We start from the raw sequence: 14,507 nt of genomic DNA, 5'->3' as shown, positions 1-14,507 counted from the left end.
CGGTGGGTGGGGAGGAGCGGGTGCCTTCTCAGTCCTGGGCGCGGCCGGTGGTCACCCGGGCGATCATCAGGGCGACGAGGATGATGCCGCCGTAGATCGCCTGGATCCAGAACGACGGCACCTGGGCGAGGGTGAGCAGGTTCTGTACGACACCCAGCAGGAGGACGCCGGTCAGGGCGCCGAACATGGTGCCCTTGCCACCGTCGAGGCTGATGCCTCCGATCACCGCGGCCGCGAACACGGTGAAGATCATGTTGTTGCCCTGGTTGGCGCTGATCGCGCCGACGTACCCGGTCTGCAGGAGGCCGCCCACGGAGGCGAGCACGCCGGCCACCACGAACACGCCCAGCATCACGCGCTCGACACGGATGCCGGCCGCGCGGGCGGCCTCCGCGTTGCCGCCGATGGCGTAGAGGGCGCGTCCGACACGGTGGTACTTCAGGACGAACCCGGCGATCGCGAACGCTGCCGCGGCCAGCCACACCGACATCGGGACGGTGAGGAAGGTGGTGGTCGCCAGGGAGTAGAAGGCGTCCGGCATGCCGAAGAGCGTCTTGCCCTTGGTGGCGCCGACCAGCAGGCCGCGCAGCACGATCAGCATCGCGAGCGTCACGATGAACGCGTTGAGTTTGAACTTCACGACCAGGATGCCGTTGAAGGCGCCGACGGCCGCGCCCGTGACGAGAACCGCCAACAGGGCTACCCCTGCGGGTAGTTCGGTCCCCCATCCGGAGGCTGCGGCGGGCAGGACCAGCAGCGCGCCCACGGCGGGCGCGATGCCGACGACCGACTCCAGGGACAGGTCGAACTTGCCGGTGATGAGCACCAGCGACTCGGCGAGCACCACCATGGCGAGCGCGGCGGAGGCGCCGAGGATCGAGATCAGGTTGCGCTCGGTGAGGAAGGAGTCGTTGACGATCGCGCCGAGCACCATGAGCAGCAACAGGGCGGGCAGGAGAGCGAGTTCGCGGGCCCGGCGCAGCAGGACCGTCCGGGCCGAGGCCACGGCGGGGCCGCCGACGGGGGCGAGCGGCGGGGCCGCCTTGGTGTCAGCCATGGTCCACTCCTTCGATGGAGGCGATCAGTTCGTGATCGCGCCAGCCCGCCGGGTGCTCCGCGACGACACGCCCGTGGAAGAGGACGAGGACGCGGTCGCAGCGGCGCAGGTCGTCGAGTTCGTCGGAGACCACGAGTACGGCGGTGCCGTCCTCGCGTGCGCTGTCCACGCGGGCGAGCAGGGACTCCTTGGACTTCACGTCGACGCCCGCGGTGGGGTTGATCAGGACGAGGAGGCGCGGGTCGGAGGCGAGCGCGCGGGCCATGACGACCTTCTGCGCGTTGCCGCCCGACAGGTCGGAGACGGGCTGGTCCGGGCCCTCGGCATGGATGTCGAGGCGGTCGATCAGCTCGGCGGCGAAGCCGCGCCGTCGGTCGGTGCCGATGAAGCCGAAGCGGCCGAGCCGGTCCAGGACGCTCAGGGTGGTGTTGTCGCCGATGGTCATGCCGGTGACCAGGCCCTGGTCGTGCCGGTCGCGGGGGACACAGCCGACACCGGCCTCCAGGGCCGCCTGCACGCTCCCGAACGGGAGCCGTTCGCCGTCGAGGTGAGCGGTCCCCCGGGTCGGTGTGTGCAGACCGGCGAAGGACTCGGCGAGCTCGATCTTGCCGCTGCCGCTGATGCCGGCGAGCCCGACGACCTCGCCGCGACGGACGGTGAGGTCGACGTCCTCGTACGCCTCCGAGGTGAGCCCGCGCGCTTCGAGCAGGACGGGTGCGGCTTCGTCGACGGCCCTCTCCTGCAGGCCCTGTTCGGCGAGCACCTCGATGGACTCCCCCGCCATGGCCTCCACCAGCGCCGCCCTCGGCAGGTCGGCGACGGGGGCCGTGGTGATCCAGCGGGCGTCGCGCAGCACGGTGACGGTCTGGCAGACCTCGTAGACCTCCTGGAGGTGGTGCGAGATGAACAGGAAGGTGACGCCGGAGTCCTGCAGGGCACGCATGCGGGTGAAGAGCCGCTCGATCTCGCGGTTGTCGAGCTGCGCGGTCGGCTCGTCGAGGACGATGAAGCGGGCGCCGAAGCTCAACGCCCGTGCGATCTCCACCATTTGCCGGTCCTCGACCTTGAGGTCGGCGGTGCGCGCCTCGGGGTCGACGCGCACGTCCCAGGTGTCGAGGAGCGCGGCGGCCTCGGCCCGCAGACGGCGCCAGCTGATGAAACCGCGTTGCAGCGGCTGGCGGTTGATGAACAGGTTCTCGGCGACCGTCAACTCGGGGACGACCGTGGGGTGTTGGTAGACGCAGGCGACCCTGCGGCGCCAGGCGTCCCGGTCGGCGAGGGCGGGTGCGGGTTCGCCGTCGAAGCGGACCTCGCCCTCGTCCGCCGCCTGGAGGCCGGTGAGGACGTTGACGAGGGTGGACTTGCCGGCGCCGTTGCGGCCGACGAGGGCGTGGGACTCGCCGGGCAGCACGGTGAGCCGGCCGTCGGCGAGGGCGACGGTGGGGCCGTACCGCTTGACGACGCCCCGCGCCTCAACGAGTGGAGTGCTCATCCGACCGTGTTGCCCCACAGCTCGGGGTCGTCGACGTTGTCCTTCGTCACCAGGGGCGCCGGGAGCTGGTCCTCGAGGATGCCGCTGGGCAGCTTGACGATCGTGGAGTTGTGGTCGGTCGGTCCGGGCTGGAACGTCTTCCCCTCCATCGCCGCCTTGATGTAGTACATGCCGTACTTGGCGTAGGCGTCGGCGGGCTGGGAGACGGTGGCGTCGATCTCGCCCTTGCGGATGGCGTCGAACTCCTGCGGGATGCCGTCGTTGGAGACGATCGTGATGTGGCCCGCCTGGCCGGCCGTCTTCAGCATCCCCTTCGACTTGAGGGTCTGCAGAGTCGGCGCGAGGTAGACGCCGCCGGCCTGCATGTAGATGCCCTTGATGTCGGGGTTGGCGTTGAGGAGGGTGTCCAGCTTCGAGGCCGCGGTGTCGGACTCCCACTTCGCGGGGATCTCCAGCACCTTCAGCTTCGGGAAGTTCTTCTTCACGCAGGAGCGGAACGCCTCGGAGCGGTCGCGGCCGTTGACCGAGGCGAGGTCGCCCATGATCTGCACGACCTTGCCGGAGGTGATGTTCTTGCCGAGGTACTGGCAGGCCTTCTCGCCGTAGGCGACGTTGTTCGCGCGGACGACCATGGCGACCTTGCCCTTGTCCGGGGCCACGTCCACGGCGACGACCGGTACGCCCTTGCGCTCGGCCTGGTCGAGGCCGGCCTCGATGGCGGCGCTGTCGAGCGGGGCGACCACCAGGCCCTTCACGCTCTGGTTGAGCTGGTTGTTGATGTCGGTGATCTGTTGTGAGGGGTCGCTGTTGGAGTTGACCGTCTTCAGTGCTTCGACGCCCTCCGACTTGGCCATCTTGGGCACGTAGTCGTTGTACGACTGCCAGAACGGCGAGGTCAGCAGGGGCAGGATCACCCCGACCTTGCCGGTGCCGCCTCCGCCCCCTCCGGCACCGGAGGCGCCGGTGTCCTTGGTGCTGCCGCACGCGCCGAGCACGAGCGAGGCGCCGACAGCCGCGGCCACCGCGCCGACGATCCGTGTCCTGTTCCGCTTCCACACTGTCCTGCCGGGCATCTGGCAGCTCCTCGGTGAGCGTCTTCGAGCAGTTGCCCGCATACTTATCAGACCACTTCCCCTCGGGAACACCCTCTGGTGCCAGATTTCCCGCTTCTCGGCCGTAGTGGTCCGACCACTCGGGTGGTTAAACTCGGCGCACCCGGTGACTGGAGGACGGCGTGGAGGAGACGGCCCCGCAGAAGGGCACGGTGACGCAGCGCGCCATCGAGCAGATCAAGGCGATGATCGCGGAGGGGCGCCTGGAGCCGGGCCAGCGGCTGCCGACCGAGCGCGATCTCGCGGCCCAGCTCGGCATCTCCCGCAGCTCGATGCGCGAGGGGATCCGCGCCCTGACGGTCCTCGGCGTGCTGGAGGCCCGTCACGGCTCCGGGATCTACGTGACCCAGCTCCAGGCCGGCGACCTCCTGGAGACCTTCGGCGTGGTGGCCGACCTGTCCCGGGGCCCGCGCCTGGTGGAACTCCTCGAGATCCGGCGGATCCTGGAGTCGACGGCGACCGCGCTGGCCGCTGCCCGCATCACTCCCGACCAGCTCGCGACCGTGGAGAAGCACCTGACGGCGATGAATGCCTCCGACGACCCGGAGGAGATCCTCGCCCACGACCTCGCCTTCCACCGCGAGATCGCGGTGGCCGCCGGCAACGAGACCATGGCCGCGATCCTGGAGGGCCTCTCCTCCCGCACCTTCCGCGCCCGCGTCTGGCGCGGCTACCAGGAGGAGGGCGCCTTCGCCCGCACCCGCCGCGAACACGCCGCCATCCACCGGGCCTTGGCCGCCCGCGACCCGGAGGCGGCCCGGACCGCGGCGGCGGCGCACGTGGGCGAGGTGGAGGAGTGGCTGCGCTCGCAGCTCGGCCCGTGAGCCGGCTGCCGCCCTCCCCCTCTCGACGCCACGCCCGCTCCGGGGGCACAGTTCTCCCTGCGTACTCACGAGTACGCACACCCAGCCCCTTCACCCCAGAGGAGCCCGCGTGACCACCTGGGTCGGTCGGACCGCCGTCGAGATCGCCGCCGCCGTACGCGAGAAGCGGGCCACGGCCCGTGAGGTGGTGGCCGAGCACCTCGCCCGGATCGAACGGGTCGACGGCCGGGTCGGGGCGTTCCGTGCGGTGCGGGCTCAGGCGGCGCTCGCCGAGGCGGACGAGGTGGGCGCCCGCGCGGACCTGGCCGAACTGCCGCTCGCCGGGGTGCCGGTGGCCGTGAAGGACAACCTCGCCGTGCGCGGGGAGTCCACCCGGGTCGGCTCGGCGGCGACGCCGGACACGCCCGCCGGCGACGACCATGTCACCGTGGCCCGGTTGCGGGCGGCGGGCGCGGTGGTCGTGGGGCTGACGAACGTGCCGGAGCTGTGTGTGTTCGGCACCACCGACGGCGTCCACGGCACCGCCCGCAACCCGTGGGACACCTCGCGCACGGCGGGCGGCTCGTCCGGCGGCAGCGCGGCCGCGGTCGCCGCGGGACTGGTACCGGTCGCCCTCGGCAACGACGGCATGGGCTCGCTGCGCATACCCGCGGCCAACTGCGGCCTCGTCACCATCAAGCCGGGCCACGGGGTGGTGCCCGCGGGCATCGGCGAGGGCGACTGGTTCGGCATGTCCGAGAACGGTCCGCTCGCCACGACGGTCGAGGACGCGCGCCTGCTGCTGTCGATCCTGGCGGACACCGACGTCGTACGCCGTGGCGCGCCCGGCACGTACAAGGTCGCCGTCTCGCTGCGCAGCCCGCTCGCCGGTGTCACCGTCAGCAGGCCCTACGCGGACGCCGCCCGGGAGGCGGCCGGGTTGCTGATCAGGGCCGGTCACCAGGTGCGGCGCGCCGACCCGCCGTACCCGCAGTCGCTGAGCCTGACCTCGCTCGCGCACTGGACGGCGGGCACGGCCGTGGACGCGCAGGGGCTCGACCCGCGGCTGCTGGCCCGGCGCACCCGGGTGCACGCAGCCGTGGGGCGGGGGTTCCTGCCCGTGGTGCGCCGGGGCGGGAGCAGGGAGGCGCTGCGGCGGCGCCTGGAGCCGTTCTTCGACACGTACGACGTGCTGCTCACGCCGGCGCTGGCCCGCCGCTCCCCGAAGGCGGCGGCCTGGCACGAGCGGGGCTGGCTGCCCAACCTCCTGGCCAACACCGCCTACTCGCCGCTGACCCCGCCGTGGAACCTCACCGGCTGGCCGGCCATGTCGGTCCCGTTCGGCACGCTCCCCTCGGGGGCCCCGTGCGCGGTCCAGCTGGTGGGGCGTCCCGGCTCGGAGGCGGAACTGCTGGAGCTGGCGGGGCGGTTGGAGGAGCGCCGCCCGTGGCGGCGGACGGCTCCGCTGGACTGAGTCACGACCCCTGACCAGCATGGGCGTGCGTCTCGCACGCCCATGCCGTCGGCGATCGCGACGGGCCTGCCGGGTCAGTCCACGCTGGGCAGGATGTGCGGCTCGGCGAGGTCGTCCTCGTAGCCGGCCAGGCGGATGGGGGCCGAGCGGGCCCACACGTCGAGGCTGCCGAGCTCGCCGTTGCGGCGGCGGGCGCGCTCAGGTCGATCCTTGGGGCGCTGTTCGCGATTCGTCTTCTCCGGTGTCACCGCGCACTCCTTATGTGTCGGGTCACCCTTGGGGCGTACCGGCCAGTCTGCGTTCCTGGGCCTGACGCCCGCTCGGGTCTGGGTCGAAGCAGTTCGGACGCGGTGGCGCCGGTCACTCGTAGGAGAGCAGGCCGCTGTGAACCGGCGTGTCCCATGACGGACGGTGGGTGTGGGTAGGACCCGGTACTGCTGTCCGTCGGGCTATAGATTAACCAAATGAGCGGGCGGCCGCTCTATGGGGCTGAAAAATCGGTGTAACCATCGCAAGTCGCCCGTATGCATTTGGCCACGAAGCGGACCCTTTTGCCGCATGATGCCCCTGTTTGAAAGTCACCCGTCCGGCCTACAACGGCTGAAAGCGGCGTCAGGGGGTCGGGCAGTTCAGGTGCCGTTGGCTCGGTCGAAAGCTCGCCATGATCTCCTGGCGTACCGCAACGGCTGTCTCGCGGGAGGACTGACGCATGGAACTGCGCAGCGTCGAGGAGCTGATGGACCTGCTGTACGCCTGCCGCGGCGTACGGGGCACCCCCGACCGGGCGGGCCGCTCGGTCGACCTGCACGAGCACGCGCTGCGCACGGCCGCGCTGCTGCGCCGAAGTCGCCCGGCGGACAAGGAACTCCAGCTGACCGGCCTGGTCCACTCCGTCGGACACCTGCTGCGCCCCGCAGACCCCGCCGGCCGGGCCCAGCGTGCCGCCGACGCGGTACGGCCCCTGCTCGGCCAGCGGGTCGCCCGCCTCGTCCGTCTGCACCCCTGGCTCGGCACACCGGCCGACGACGACCTGCTCAGCCTGCGTCAGGCCGCCGAGGACGCCCTGACGGCCGCTTTCGACGCGGGTGTCCTGGAGGACTGGCGGACCGTGCTGGAACTGGTCGCGGCGCGCAACTCCCGTCTCGGGGCTGTCGATTGAGGGTGCGCCGTGAGACCGTACGCCGATGACGTCGTCGTACGGGTTGTGTGGCAGGGCCGCCGTCGTCACGGGGGCCACGCGGGGCATCGGCCGGGCGGTGGCACGGGCACTCGCCGACGCCGGGGCGCGGGTGTGCGTGAGCGCACGGAACGCGGACGAGGTGCGGCACGCCGCCGCTGAGCTGGGCGGGGTCGGCCTGGCCGGGGACGTCGCGGACGCCCGGCATCCGAGTGAGTTGACGGACCTGTGCCTGCGCGAGTTCGGCCGGCTGGACGTCCTGGTGAACAACGCGGCGACGAACCAGCCGTACGGCCCCCTCATGGACGCCGACCCGGAGGTCTGGCGGGAGGCGTTCACCATCAACGTCGAGGCACCACTGCGGCTGGTGCAGTGCGCGTGGCACGGTTGGATGCGCGAGCACGGTGGAGTGGTGGTCAACATCTGCACGGAGGGCGCGACCCATGTCGGCCCCGGCGTCGGCGCGTACGGCACCAGCAAGGCGGCCCTGCTTCACCTCACGCAGCAGCTTGCGGGTGAGCTGGGGCCGGGGGTGCGGGTGAACTCCGTCTCCCCCGGTCTCGTACGCACCGAGATGGCCCGGTTCGTGTGGGAGCCGGGGGAAACGGAGATCGCGTCGGGCCTGCCGCTGGGCCGGATCGGAGAGCCGGAGGACGTGGCACAGGCGGTGCTGTGGCTGTGCTCCGACGGGGCGGAGTGGATCACGGGCGCAGACCTACTGGTGGACGGTGGCACTCGAGTCAGGCCGGCCAAAGCGCCCCGATAGGGGCGCGGGGCCCAGTACATGTGCGGCTCCGCCGCGAGGGCGCGACCAGCCCCCACAACCCGCACCCGCCCACCGGCGTGAAACTGCCTACCACTTACCCGGCGCGTAGTCCTTCAAGAAGACCCCGTACAGGTCCTCCCCCGCCTCACCCCGCACCACCGGGTCATACACCCGCGCCGCCCCGTCCACCAGATCCAGCGGCGCATGGAACCCCTCGTCGGCGAGGCGCAGCTTGTCGAAGTGCGGCCGCTCATCCGTGATCCAGCCCGTGTCGACGGAGGTCATGAGGATGCCGTCGCTCTGGAACATCTCCTGCGCACTGGTCCGCGTGACCATGTTCATCGCGGCCTTGGCGGCGTTCGTGTTCGGGTGGCCCGCACCCTTGTAGCCGCGGCCGAAGACGCCCTCCATCGCCGAGACGTTCACGACGTACGCACGCCCGCTCGTCGCCGTCCTGGCGGCGACGGCCATGCTCGGGCGGAGCTTGCTGATCAGGATGAACGGCGACGTGTAGTTGCACAGCTGGGTCTCGAGGAGCTCCACCGGGGAGATCTGCTCGATGGTCTGCACCCAGGTGTTGCTCTCGACGACGTCGGGGACCAGGCCACCCGCGTCGATGGCCGTGCCGTCGAGGTGCCGGGCGACGCTGGCGTTGCCCGCCACCAGGGCGAGGTCGGCGACCTTCTGCGCGTCGAGGCCGCTGGTGCCGAGAGGCAGCGCCGCCAGCCCGTCGACGGCACCGGAGTTGAAAGCGCCGATGACGTGGTGGGCGGGGAGCTCCCCGGCGGGCAGCGGGGCGCTCTCCCCCTCGACCAGGGCGGCGTAGGCGGAGGGCAGCCTGCGTACGGTCTGCGTCGCGTTGTTGATGAGGATGTCGAGCGGGCCCGCCTCGGCGACCTGATCGGCGAGGGCGACGGCCTGCGCCGGGTCGCGCAGGTCGATGCCGACGACCTCCAGGCGGTGCATCCAGTCCGCCGAGTCGTCCATGGCCTTGAAGCGGCGGATGGCGTCCTTGGGGAACCGCGTGGTGATCGTCGTGTGCGCGCCGTCCCGCAGCAGCCGCAGCGCGATGTACATGCCGATCTTGGCGCGGCCGCCGGTGAGCAGGGCGCGCTTGCCGGTGAGGTCGGCGCGGGCGTCGCGGTGCACGCGGTTCACGCGGGCGCAGTCGGGACAGAGCTGGTGGTAGAAGTAGTCGACTTCCACGTACCGGGTTTTGCAGGTGTAGCAGGAGCGGGGGCGCTGGAGGATCCCCGCGATCTTGCCCTCGCCCGTGACCGACGACGGCAGGATGCCCTCCGTCTCGTCGTCGATGCGCTGGGCGGATCCGGTGGCCGTGGCCTCGGTGACCGCCTTGTCGTGCGCGGTCTTGGCGGCCCGGCGCTCCTGACGGCGGCGCTGCTTGACGGTGCGGTAGACGCCGGCGGTGGCCCGGCGGACGGCGATCGCGTCGGGGTGGTCGACCTCCAGCTTGTCGAGCTCCTCGAGCACGCTGAGGCACACGGCGAGCCGCTCCGGGTCGATACCGGGCCCGTAGACCATCTCCTCCACCGACTCCATGGACTCCATGGGTGCCATCGACTCCATGGACGCCGAGCCGTCCTCTGTCACCGTCATCGCGCTGCCGCTTCCCTGATCACCCGCGCAGCGCTCCGACCGCGCCCGCCCTCGAACAGGCGATTTTACGGAGCGCCGGGCCACACCTCCAAACCCGCGCAGGTCAAGAGCCGCAGGCCGTGAGGAGCGTCTCCACCTCCTCGGTCACGGCCCGTGCGAACCGGTCGAGGTCGGGGACCGCCTCGGCGTCGGCGACGAGTCCGTAGTGGACGCGGCCGCGATACGTCGAGATGGCGACCGCCAGGGACTGGCCCGCGGCGAGCGGGGCGTACGGGAACACCTCGGTCACCGGGTTTCCGCCCAGCTTCAGGCCGAGGCTGGGCAGGGGAACGCTGGTGACCAGGATGTCGAACCACAGCCTCGCGGCCTGGGCCGCCAGGGGCCCGCCGATGCGGTGGCCGAGCGCCGGGACGTGGTCGGCGAGCAGGGCGACGGCGCCCGCGCCGCGGTGGGGGCCGACGTCCTTGTTGCGGTCCATGGCGGCGCGGACCGTACCGAGGCGGCGGAGCGGGTCCGGGTCGTTGACGGGGAGCCTCATCAGATAGCCGGAGAGCCGGTTGCCCTGGGGGTGCGCGGTGCGCGGGCGGCGCCTGGAGACCGGGATCAGGGCGCGGGGCGCCACACCGTCGCTGCCGTCGCCGCGCTCGTCGAGCCAGCGGCGCAGGGCACCGGCGACGACCGCGATCAGGACGTCGTTGACGGTGCCGCCGACGACCTTGCGGACGCGGTGCACGTCGTCGAGGTCGACGACCACGCCGGCGGTGCGGCGGGTGCCGGTGGGCCCGGCGCTGAGCGCGGGGGTGGAGCGCATGCCGAGGGTGGACACGGCGACGGAGGCCCCGATGTCGAGGGCGCGGCCCATGTCGGAGAGGGCGCCGCGCACCAGCCCGGGCAGTCGGCGCACGTCCGGCAGGAGGGCGCGCGGCGGCTCGGCGGGGCGGGGCCGGGGCGCGGGCATGTCCATGGGGTCGAGGACGGCGGCGGCGAGCGTGAGCGCCCGCAGGCCGTCGGCGAGGGCGTGGTGGAACTTGAAGAGCACGGCGAAGGAGACACCGTCCTCGCCCGGCAGCACGTGCGCCTCCCACGGCGGCCGGTCGCGCTCCAGCGGGCGCCCCATGAGACGGCCGGCCACGGCCTGGAAGTCGTCGGTCGGGTCGTGCAGCCGGACGTGGTCGAGGGGGTCGAAGTCGGGGTCGGGTTCGCGCACGGCGCCGCCGAGGGCGGACGGCCGCCACACGTCCCGGATCCGCATGCGCAGTCCGGGCACCGCGGCGGCGCGGGCGGCGAGCAGGTCGGCCGCGTGGGCGCCGGCGGTGGGCGAGTGGGACGTGAAGACCCCGAGTGCGCCGAGGTGCATGGGGTGCTCGGCGGTCTCGATGTTCCAGAACGCCAGGTCGAGAGGTGCCAGCGGATCAGTCAAGGGCTTGCCTCGCGTCGACGAAGGGTGGACCAACAGTGAATCGCCCTCGATCGATTACGGTCAAGCACGATCAAGCTACACACAGTTAACATCCGATTAAGTAACAGATCTTGGCAACCCCGGAGTCCCGCAGGCCACAGACGTTGCACCGTGTCGTGGCGAAAAACGATCGGTGCGGCGTTACGACACGCGCTGGCCCTTGCCGAGCCCGATGACCCCGCCCTTGGACACGGAGTACAGCTCCGCGTCCCGTCCCGGATTGACCCCGATCGTCGCGCCCGGCGGTACCTGGACATTCTTGTCCAGCACGGCCCCGCGCACCACCGCGCCCCGCCCGATGTGCACGTTGTCGTGGAGGATCGAGCCCTGCACCACCGCGCCCGGGTCGACGACGACACCCGGAGACAACACGGACCGCGTGACCTGCCCGCGGATGAGGCAGCCCGCACTGATGATCGACTCGCTGGCCATGCCGCCGGCGTTGAAACGAGCGGGCGAGAGCTGGTTGGAGAGGGTGTAGATGGGCCAGCTGCGGTTGTAGAGGTTGAAGGCGGGGCGCTCGGCGATGAGGTCCATGTGGGCGTCGTAGTACGCGTCGAGGGTGCCTACGTCACGCCAGTAGCCCCGGTCCCCTGTGGTCTCGCCGGGCACGTGGTTGGCGCTGAAGTCGTACAGATGTGCCTCACCCCGTTGGGTGAGCTGGGGCAGGATCGAGCCACCCATGTCGTGCACGGAGCTCTCGTCCTCGGCGTCCCGCTGGAGCGCCTCGATGAGCGCCTTGGTGGTGAAGATGTAGTTGCCCATGGAGGCGAAGACGGTCTCCGGGTCATCGGGCAGTCCGGGCGGATCGGCGGGCTTCTCCAGGAACTGGTCCACGCTCTGGCCGTCCGAGCCCGGCGTGATCACCCCGAAGGACGACGACTCGACGCGCGGCACGCGTATCCCGGCCACCGTCACACCCGCGCCGGCCTCGATGTGCTGGGTGAGCATCTGCCGGGGATCCATGCGGTAGACGTGGTCGGCGCCGAACACCGCGACGTACTCGGGCTGTTCGTCGTAGATCAGGTTCAGCGACTGCAGGATCGCGTCGGCACTGCCCAGGTACCAGCGCGGGCCGAGCCGCTGCTGGGCCGGGACCGGGGTCACGTAGTTGCCCAGCAGGCTGGACATCCGCCAGGTGGTGGTGATGTGCCGGTCCAGCGAGTGCGACTTGTACTGCGTGAGCACGCAGATGCGCAGGATGTCGGCGTTGACGAGATTCGAGAGCACGAAATCGACCAGGCGATACGTTCCGCCGAAGGTGACCGCGGGTTTCGCGCGGTCGGCGGTCAGAGGCATCAGGCGCTTGCCCTCACCGCCCGCCAGTACGATTCCGAGTACCGAAGGTCCACCACGACGCATGGCCGCTCCCCTCACCCAGGTTGTCCCGTACCTGCCCCCGCGCGACACGCCCTACGCCTGTTTCACGATCTCCTCGTACAACCGGACCGTACGACGGGCGACCGTGTCCCAGCCGAACTCTTCCACCGCGCGCTCCCGGCCGGCCTCGCCCATCCGGCGGGCCTGGTCCGGGTCGCCGAGGACCGCGTTCAGTGCCCGGGTCAGACCCGCCTCGAAGTCGTCGTCCACGGACACGAGCACACCGGTCGCGCCATCCTCGACGACCTCCGGGATGCCGCCGACCCGGGAGGCCACGACGGGTGTCCCGCAGGCCATCGCCTCCAGGTTGACGATGCCGAGGGGCTCGTACACCGAGGGGCAGACGAACACCGCCGCGTGCGTGAGGAGTTGGATCACCTCCGCGCGCGGCAGCATCCGCGGGATCCAGTACACGCCGTCGCGGACCCGGCTCAGCTCCTCGAAGAGGTCGCGGAACTCCCGGTCTATCTCTGGCGTGTCCGGCGCGCCCGCGCACAGCACGACCTGCGCCGACGGGTCGATGTCCCGCACCGCGCGCAACAGATGCGGCACGCCCTTCTGCCGGGTGATGCGGCCGACGAACAGCACATACGGGCGGTTCGGGTCGAGGCCGACCCGGGCGAGGGCGTCGGTGTCGTGGTCGGGCCGGTAGAGGCCGGTGTCGATGCCGTTGTGCACGACGTGGACACGGCCCGGGTCCAGCGCCGGGTAGCAGGCGAGGATGTCCTCGCGCATGGCGCCGGAGACGGCGACCACCGCGTCGGCGGCCTCGATCGCGGTGCGTTCGGCCCAGCCGGACAGCTCGTACCCGCCGCCGAGTTGCTCGGCCTTCCAGGGGCGCAGGGGCTCCAGCGAGTGCGCGGTCATCACGTGCGGGATGCCGTACAGCAGTTTGGCGAAGTGTCCGGCCAGATTGGCGTACCAGGTGTGGGAGTGGACGAGGTCGCGGCCTTCGACGGCGGCGGCGACGGAGAGGTCCACGGAGAAGGTGCGCAGCGCGTCGTTGGCGCCGTCGAGGGCGGACCAGGGGCGGTGGCGTACGACGCCCTCCGCGCGGCCCTCGCCCCAGCAGTGCACGTCGAGGTCGACGAGGGACCTCAACTCCCGTGCGAGGAACTCCACATGAACGCCCGCGCCGCCGTACACGTCCGGGGGGTACTCCCGGGTCAGCAGTCCCACACGCACCCGCAACCCCCTGATCTCAGCGGCCGGTTCCCTTTCATGGTCACCCAGATGCGCCGCGCGCGGAAGAGCGCGGGGGGCGTGTGAAGCAACAGTCACCACATACGCCCCCGCCGGGCACGCGGTAGTAGAGGCAGCAGCTGCGGCGCCGGAAGGCCGTGCCGGCCAGGTTGCCGGTGCCGGCGAGGAGGGGGTGGGCGAAGAGTTCGCCGGTGAGGGCGCGGGCCCGCGCGGCGGCATCGGGACGGCCGTGGGTCCGCGCCCAGCGCTCCAGCTCCCGGGCCGCGCCCGCCAGCGCGGACCCGGCGTTGCCCCACAGCAGGCCCTCGGCGAGGCGGTGGCGGGCGCGCAGGGCGGCGGACAGCGGTCGCAGGTGCCCCTCGAGCACGACGTCCGCCACGGTCGCCGCGTCCCCGGAAAGGGGCCGTACCGCGGTCAGCCACAGGTCGTCGGGGGCCGACGCGTCGGCGTCCCAGTGCAGCAGCCCCGGATCGAGGTCGGGTGTCCGGCCGTAGAGGACCGCGCAGCCGAGCGCCGCCGACCACAGCCGGGCCGCCAGGGCCTGGTGCGCGATCGAAGCCGCGATCCGCACTTCGGGAGCTCGCAGACTTTCCGCCACTTTCCGGACACGGAATGTCAGCGGATCGTCGAACACATCCGAGACCGTGTCCGTATAGACCTGCGCGAGCGTCGGCAGCGGCGCCCGCCGATCTCCTGCCGTACGCAGGGCCGTACTTAGGGCCGTACGTAGGACGAAGAAGCCGCCGAGCGGGCGGAGAGCGGAGAGGCCGGGGTCGAGGTCCACGACGAGAAGTAGTACCAAGGGACGTAAGCCCCGCGGCCGACGGGTCCGGGTCCGTGTCACCCCCCTGAGGGAGGACAGCGGCCCGGTCGTACTCCATCGGCAGTATGACCATTTGCGTGCTCAGGGACGACGACGGGAACAGCTCGGCACGGCATCGTGTTGTGCATGGAAGCAGACCGTTCG

General features: G+C 71.4%; 13 protein-coding genes. 4 read left to right on the top strand and 9 right to left on the bottom strand.

Features of this window, described 5'->3' with window-relative positions; all coding sequences use genetic code 11:
• Positions 1-28 precede the first annotated feature (28 nt).
• From ACFYWX_RS34365 to ACFYWX_RS34355, 3 genes are read right to left on the bottom strand one after another with little or no spacing between them, the layout of a single operon-like run.
• On the bottom strand, positions 29-1,057 hold the full coding sequence (locus ACFYWX_RS34365) for an ABC transporter permease (RefSeq protein WP_389428739.1): 1,029 nt from the start codon (positions 1,055-1,057) through the stop codon (positions 29-31).
• On the bottom strand, positions 1,050-2,549 hold the full coding sequence (locus tag ACFYWX_RS34360; protein ID WP_389428738.1) for a sugar ABC transporter ATP-binding protein: 1,500 nt from the start codon (positions 2,547-2,549) through the stop codon (positions 1,050-1,052). The genes ACFYWX_RS34365 and ACFYWX_RS34360 overlap by 8 nt, the downstream gene beginning before the upstream one ends.
• Positions 2,546-3,622: a sugar ABC transporter substrate-binding protein gene (locus tag ACFYWX_RS34355; protein WP_389428737.1), complete on the bottom strand. Its 1,077-nt coding sequence runs from the start codon at positions 3,620-3,622 to the stop codon at positions 2,546-2,548. The genes ACFYWX_RS34360 and ACFYWX_RS34355 overlap by 4 nt, the downstream gene beginning before the upstream one ends.
• Positions 3,623-3,783: 161 nt before the next feature.
• On the opposite strand from ACFYWX_RS34355, the gene ACFYWX_RS34350 reads away from it, so the two are divergent.
• The gene (locus ACFYWX_RS34350) at positions 3,784-4,485 is read left to right on the top strand and encodes a FadR/GntR family transcriptional regulator (protein ID WP_389428736.1); all 702 of its coding nucleotides are present in this window, start codon (positions 3,784-3,786) and stop codon (positions 4,483-4,485) included.
• Between the two features lie 109 nt (positions 4,486-4,594).
• Positions 4,595-5,938 (top strand): amidase, encoded by a 1,344-nt coding sequence (locus tag ACFYWX_RS34345; RefSeq protein WP_389428735.1) that lies wholly within the window; start codon positions 4,595-4,597, stop codon positions 5,936-5,938.
• Between the two features lie 74 nt (positions 5,939-6,012).
• Here ACFYWX_RS34345 and ACFYWX_RS34340 read toward each other — a convergent pair whose 3' ends face one another.
• On the bottom strand, positions 6,013-6,186 hold the full coding sequence (locus ACFYWX_RS34340) for a hypothetical protein (protein WP_389428734.1): 174 nt from the start codon (positions 6,184-6,186) through the stop codon (positions 6,013-6,015).
• Between the two features lie 461 nt (positions 6,187-6,647).
• On the opposite strand from ACFYWX_RS34340, the gene ACFYWX_RS34335 reads away from it, so the two are divergent.
• Together ACFYWX_RS34335 and ACFYWX_RS34330 are read left to right on the top strand one after the other, a co-directional pair.
• Positions 6,648-7,097, top strand: coding sequence for a hypothetical protein (locus ACFYWX_RS34335; RefSeq protein WP_389428733.1), 450 nt, complete (start codon positions 6,648-6,650; stop codon positions 7,095-7,097).
• Positions 7,098-7,122: 25 nt separating this feature from the next.
• Positions 7,123-7,881, top strand: coding sequence for an SDR family oxidoreductase (locus tag ACFYWX_RS34330; protein WP_389428732.1), 759 nt, complete (start codon positions 7,123-7,125; stop codon positions 7,879-7,881).
• Between the two features lie 87 nt (positions 7,882-7,968).
• On the opposite strand, the gene ACFYWX_RS34325 is transcribed toward ACFYWX_RS34330, so the two are convergent.
• The 5 genes from ACFYWX_RS34325 to ACFYWX_RS34305 all read right to left on the bottom strand — a co-directional run bounded on the left by ACFYWX_RS34325 (position 7,969) and on the right by ACFYWX_RS34305 (position 14,324).
• Positions 7,969-9,498: an SDR family NAD(P)-dependent oxidoreductase gene (locus tag ACFYWX_RS34325; RefSeq protein ID WP_389428731.1), complete on the bottom strand. Its 1,530-nt coding sequence runs from the start codon at positions 9,496-9,498 to the stop codon at positions 7,969-7,971.
• Between the two features lie 103 nt (positions 9,499-9,601).
• The gene (locus ACFYWX_RS34320) at positions 9,602-10,918 is read right to left on the bottom strand and encodes a wax ester/triacylglycerol synthase family O-acyltransferase (RefSeq protein ID WP_389428730.1); all 1,317 of its coding nucleotides are present in this window, start codon (positions 10,916-10,918) and stop codon (positions 9,602-9,604) included.
• Between the two features lie 180 nt (positions 10,919-11,098).
• Positions 11,099-12,319 carry a glucose-1-phosphate adenylyltransferase gene (gene glgC / locus ACFYWX_RS34315; RefSeq protein WP_389428729.1) on the bottom strand — a complete coding sequence of 407 codons (1,221 nt, stop codon included), beginning with the start codon at positions 12,317-12,319 and terminating at the stop codon, positions 11,099-11,101.
• A gap of 51 nt (positions 12,320-12,370) precedes the next feature.
• Positions 12,371-13,522 (bottom strand): glycogen synthase, encoded by a 1,152-nt coding sequence (gene glgA, locus ACFYWX_RS34310; RefSeq protein ID WP_389428728.1) that lies wholly within the window; start codon positions 13,520-13,522, stop codon positions 12,371-12,373.
• Between the two features lie 40 nt (positions 13,523-13,562).
• Positions 13,563-14,324: a (2Fe-2S)-binding protein gene (locus ACFYWX_RS34305; protein ID WP_389428727.1), complete on the bottom strand. Its 762-nt coding sequence runs from the start codon at positions 14,322-14,324 to the stop codon at positions 13,563-13,565.
• Between the last annotated feature and the right edge of the window lie 183 nt (positions 14,325-14,507).

The organism is Streptomyces sp. NPDC002888, assembly GCF_042888465.1.
Classification (GTDB): Bacteria; Actinomycetota; Actinomycetes; order Streptomycetales; family Streptomycetaceae; genus Streptomyces.
Note: the sequence above shows the minus strand (reverse complement) of the source record. Positions and strands in the feature narration are given on the sequence as shown.

Excerpts from the sequence above, each read along its gene's own strand:
- glgC (WP_389428729.1), bottom strand. The coding sequence starts at position 12,319 with ATGCGTCGTGGTGGACCTTCGGTACTCGGAATCGTACTGGCGGGCGGT.
- ACFYWX_RS34330 (WP_389428732.1), top strand. The coding sequence starts at position 7,123 with ATGACGTCGTCGTACGGGTTGTGTGGCAGGGCCGCCGTCGTCACGGGG.
- ACFYWX_RS34365 (WP_389428739.1), bottom strand. The coding sequence starts at position 1,057 with ATGGCTGACACCAAGGCGGCCCCGCCGCTCGCCCCCGTCGGCGGCCCC.
- ACFYWX_RS34355 (WP_389428737.1), bottom strand. The coding sequence starts at position 3,622 with ATGCCCGGCAGGACAGTGTGGAAGCGGAACAGGACACGGATCGTCGGC.
- ACFYWX_RS34325 (WP_389428731.1), bottom strand. The coding sequence starts at position 9,498 with ATGACGGTGACAGAGGACGGCTCGGCGTCCATGGAGTCGATGGCACCC.
- ACFYWX_RS34335 (WP_389428733.1), top strand. The coding sequence starts at position 6,648 with ATGGAACTGCGCAGCGTCGAGGAGCTGATGGACCTGCTGTACGCCTGC.
- ACFYWX_RS34360 (WP_389428738.1), bottom strand. The coding sequence starts at position 2,549 with ATGAGCACTCCACTCGTTGAGGCGCGGGGCGTCGTCAAGCGGTACGGC.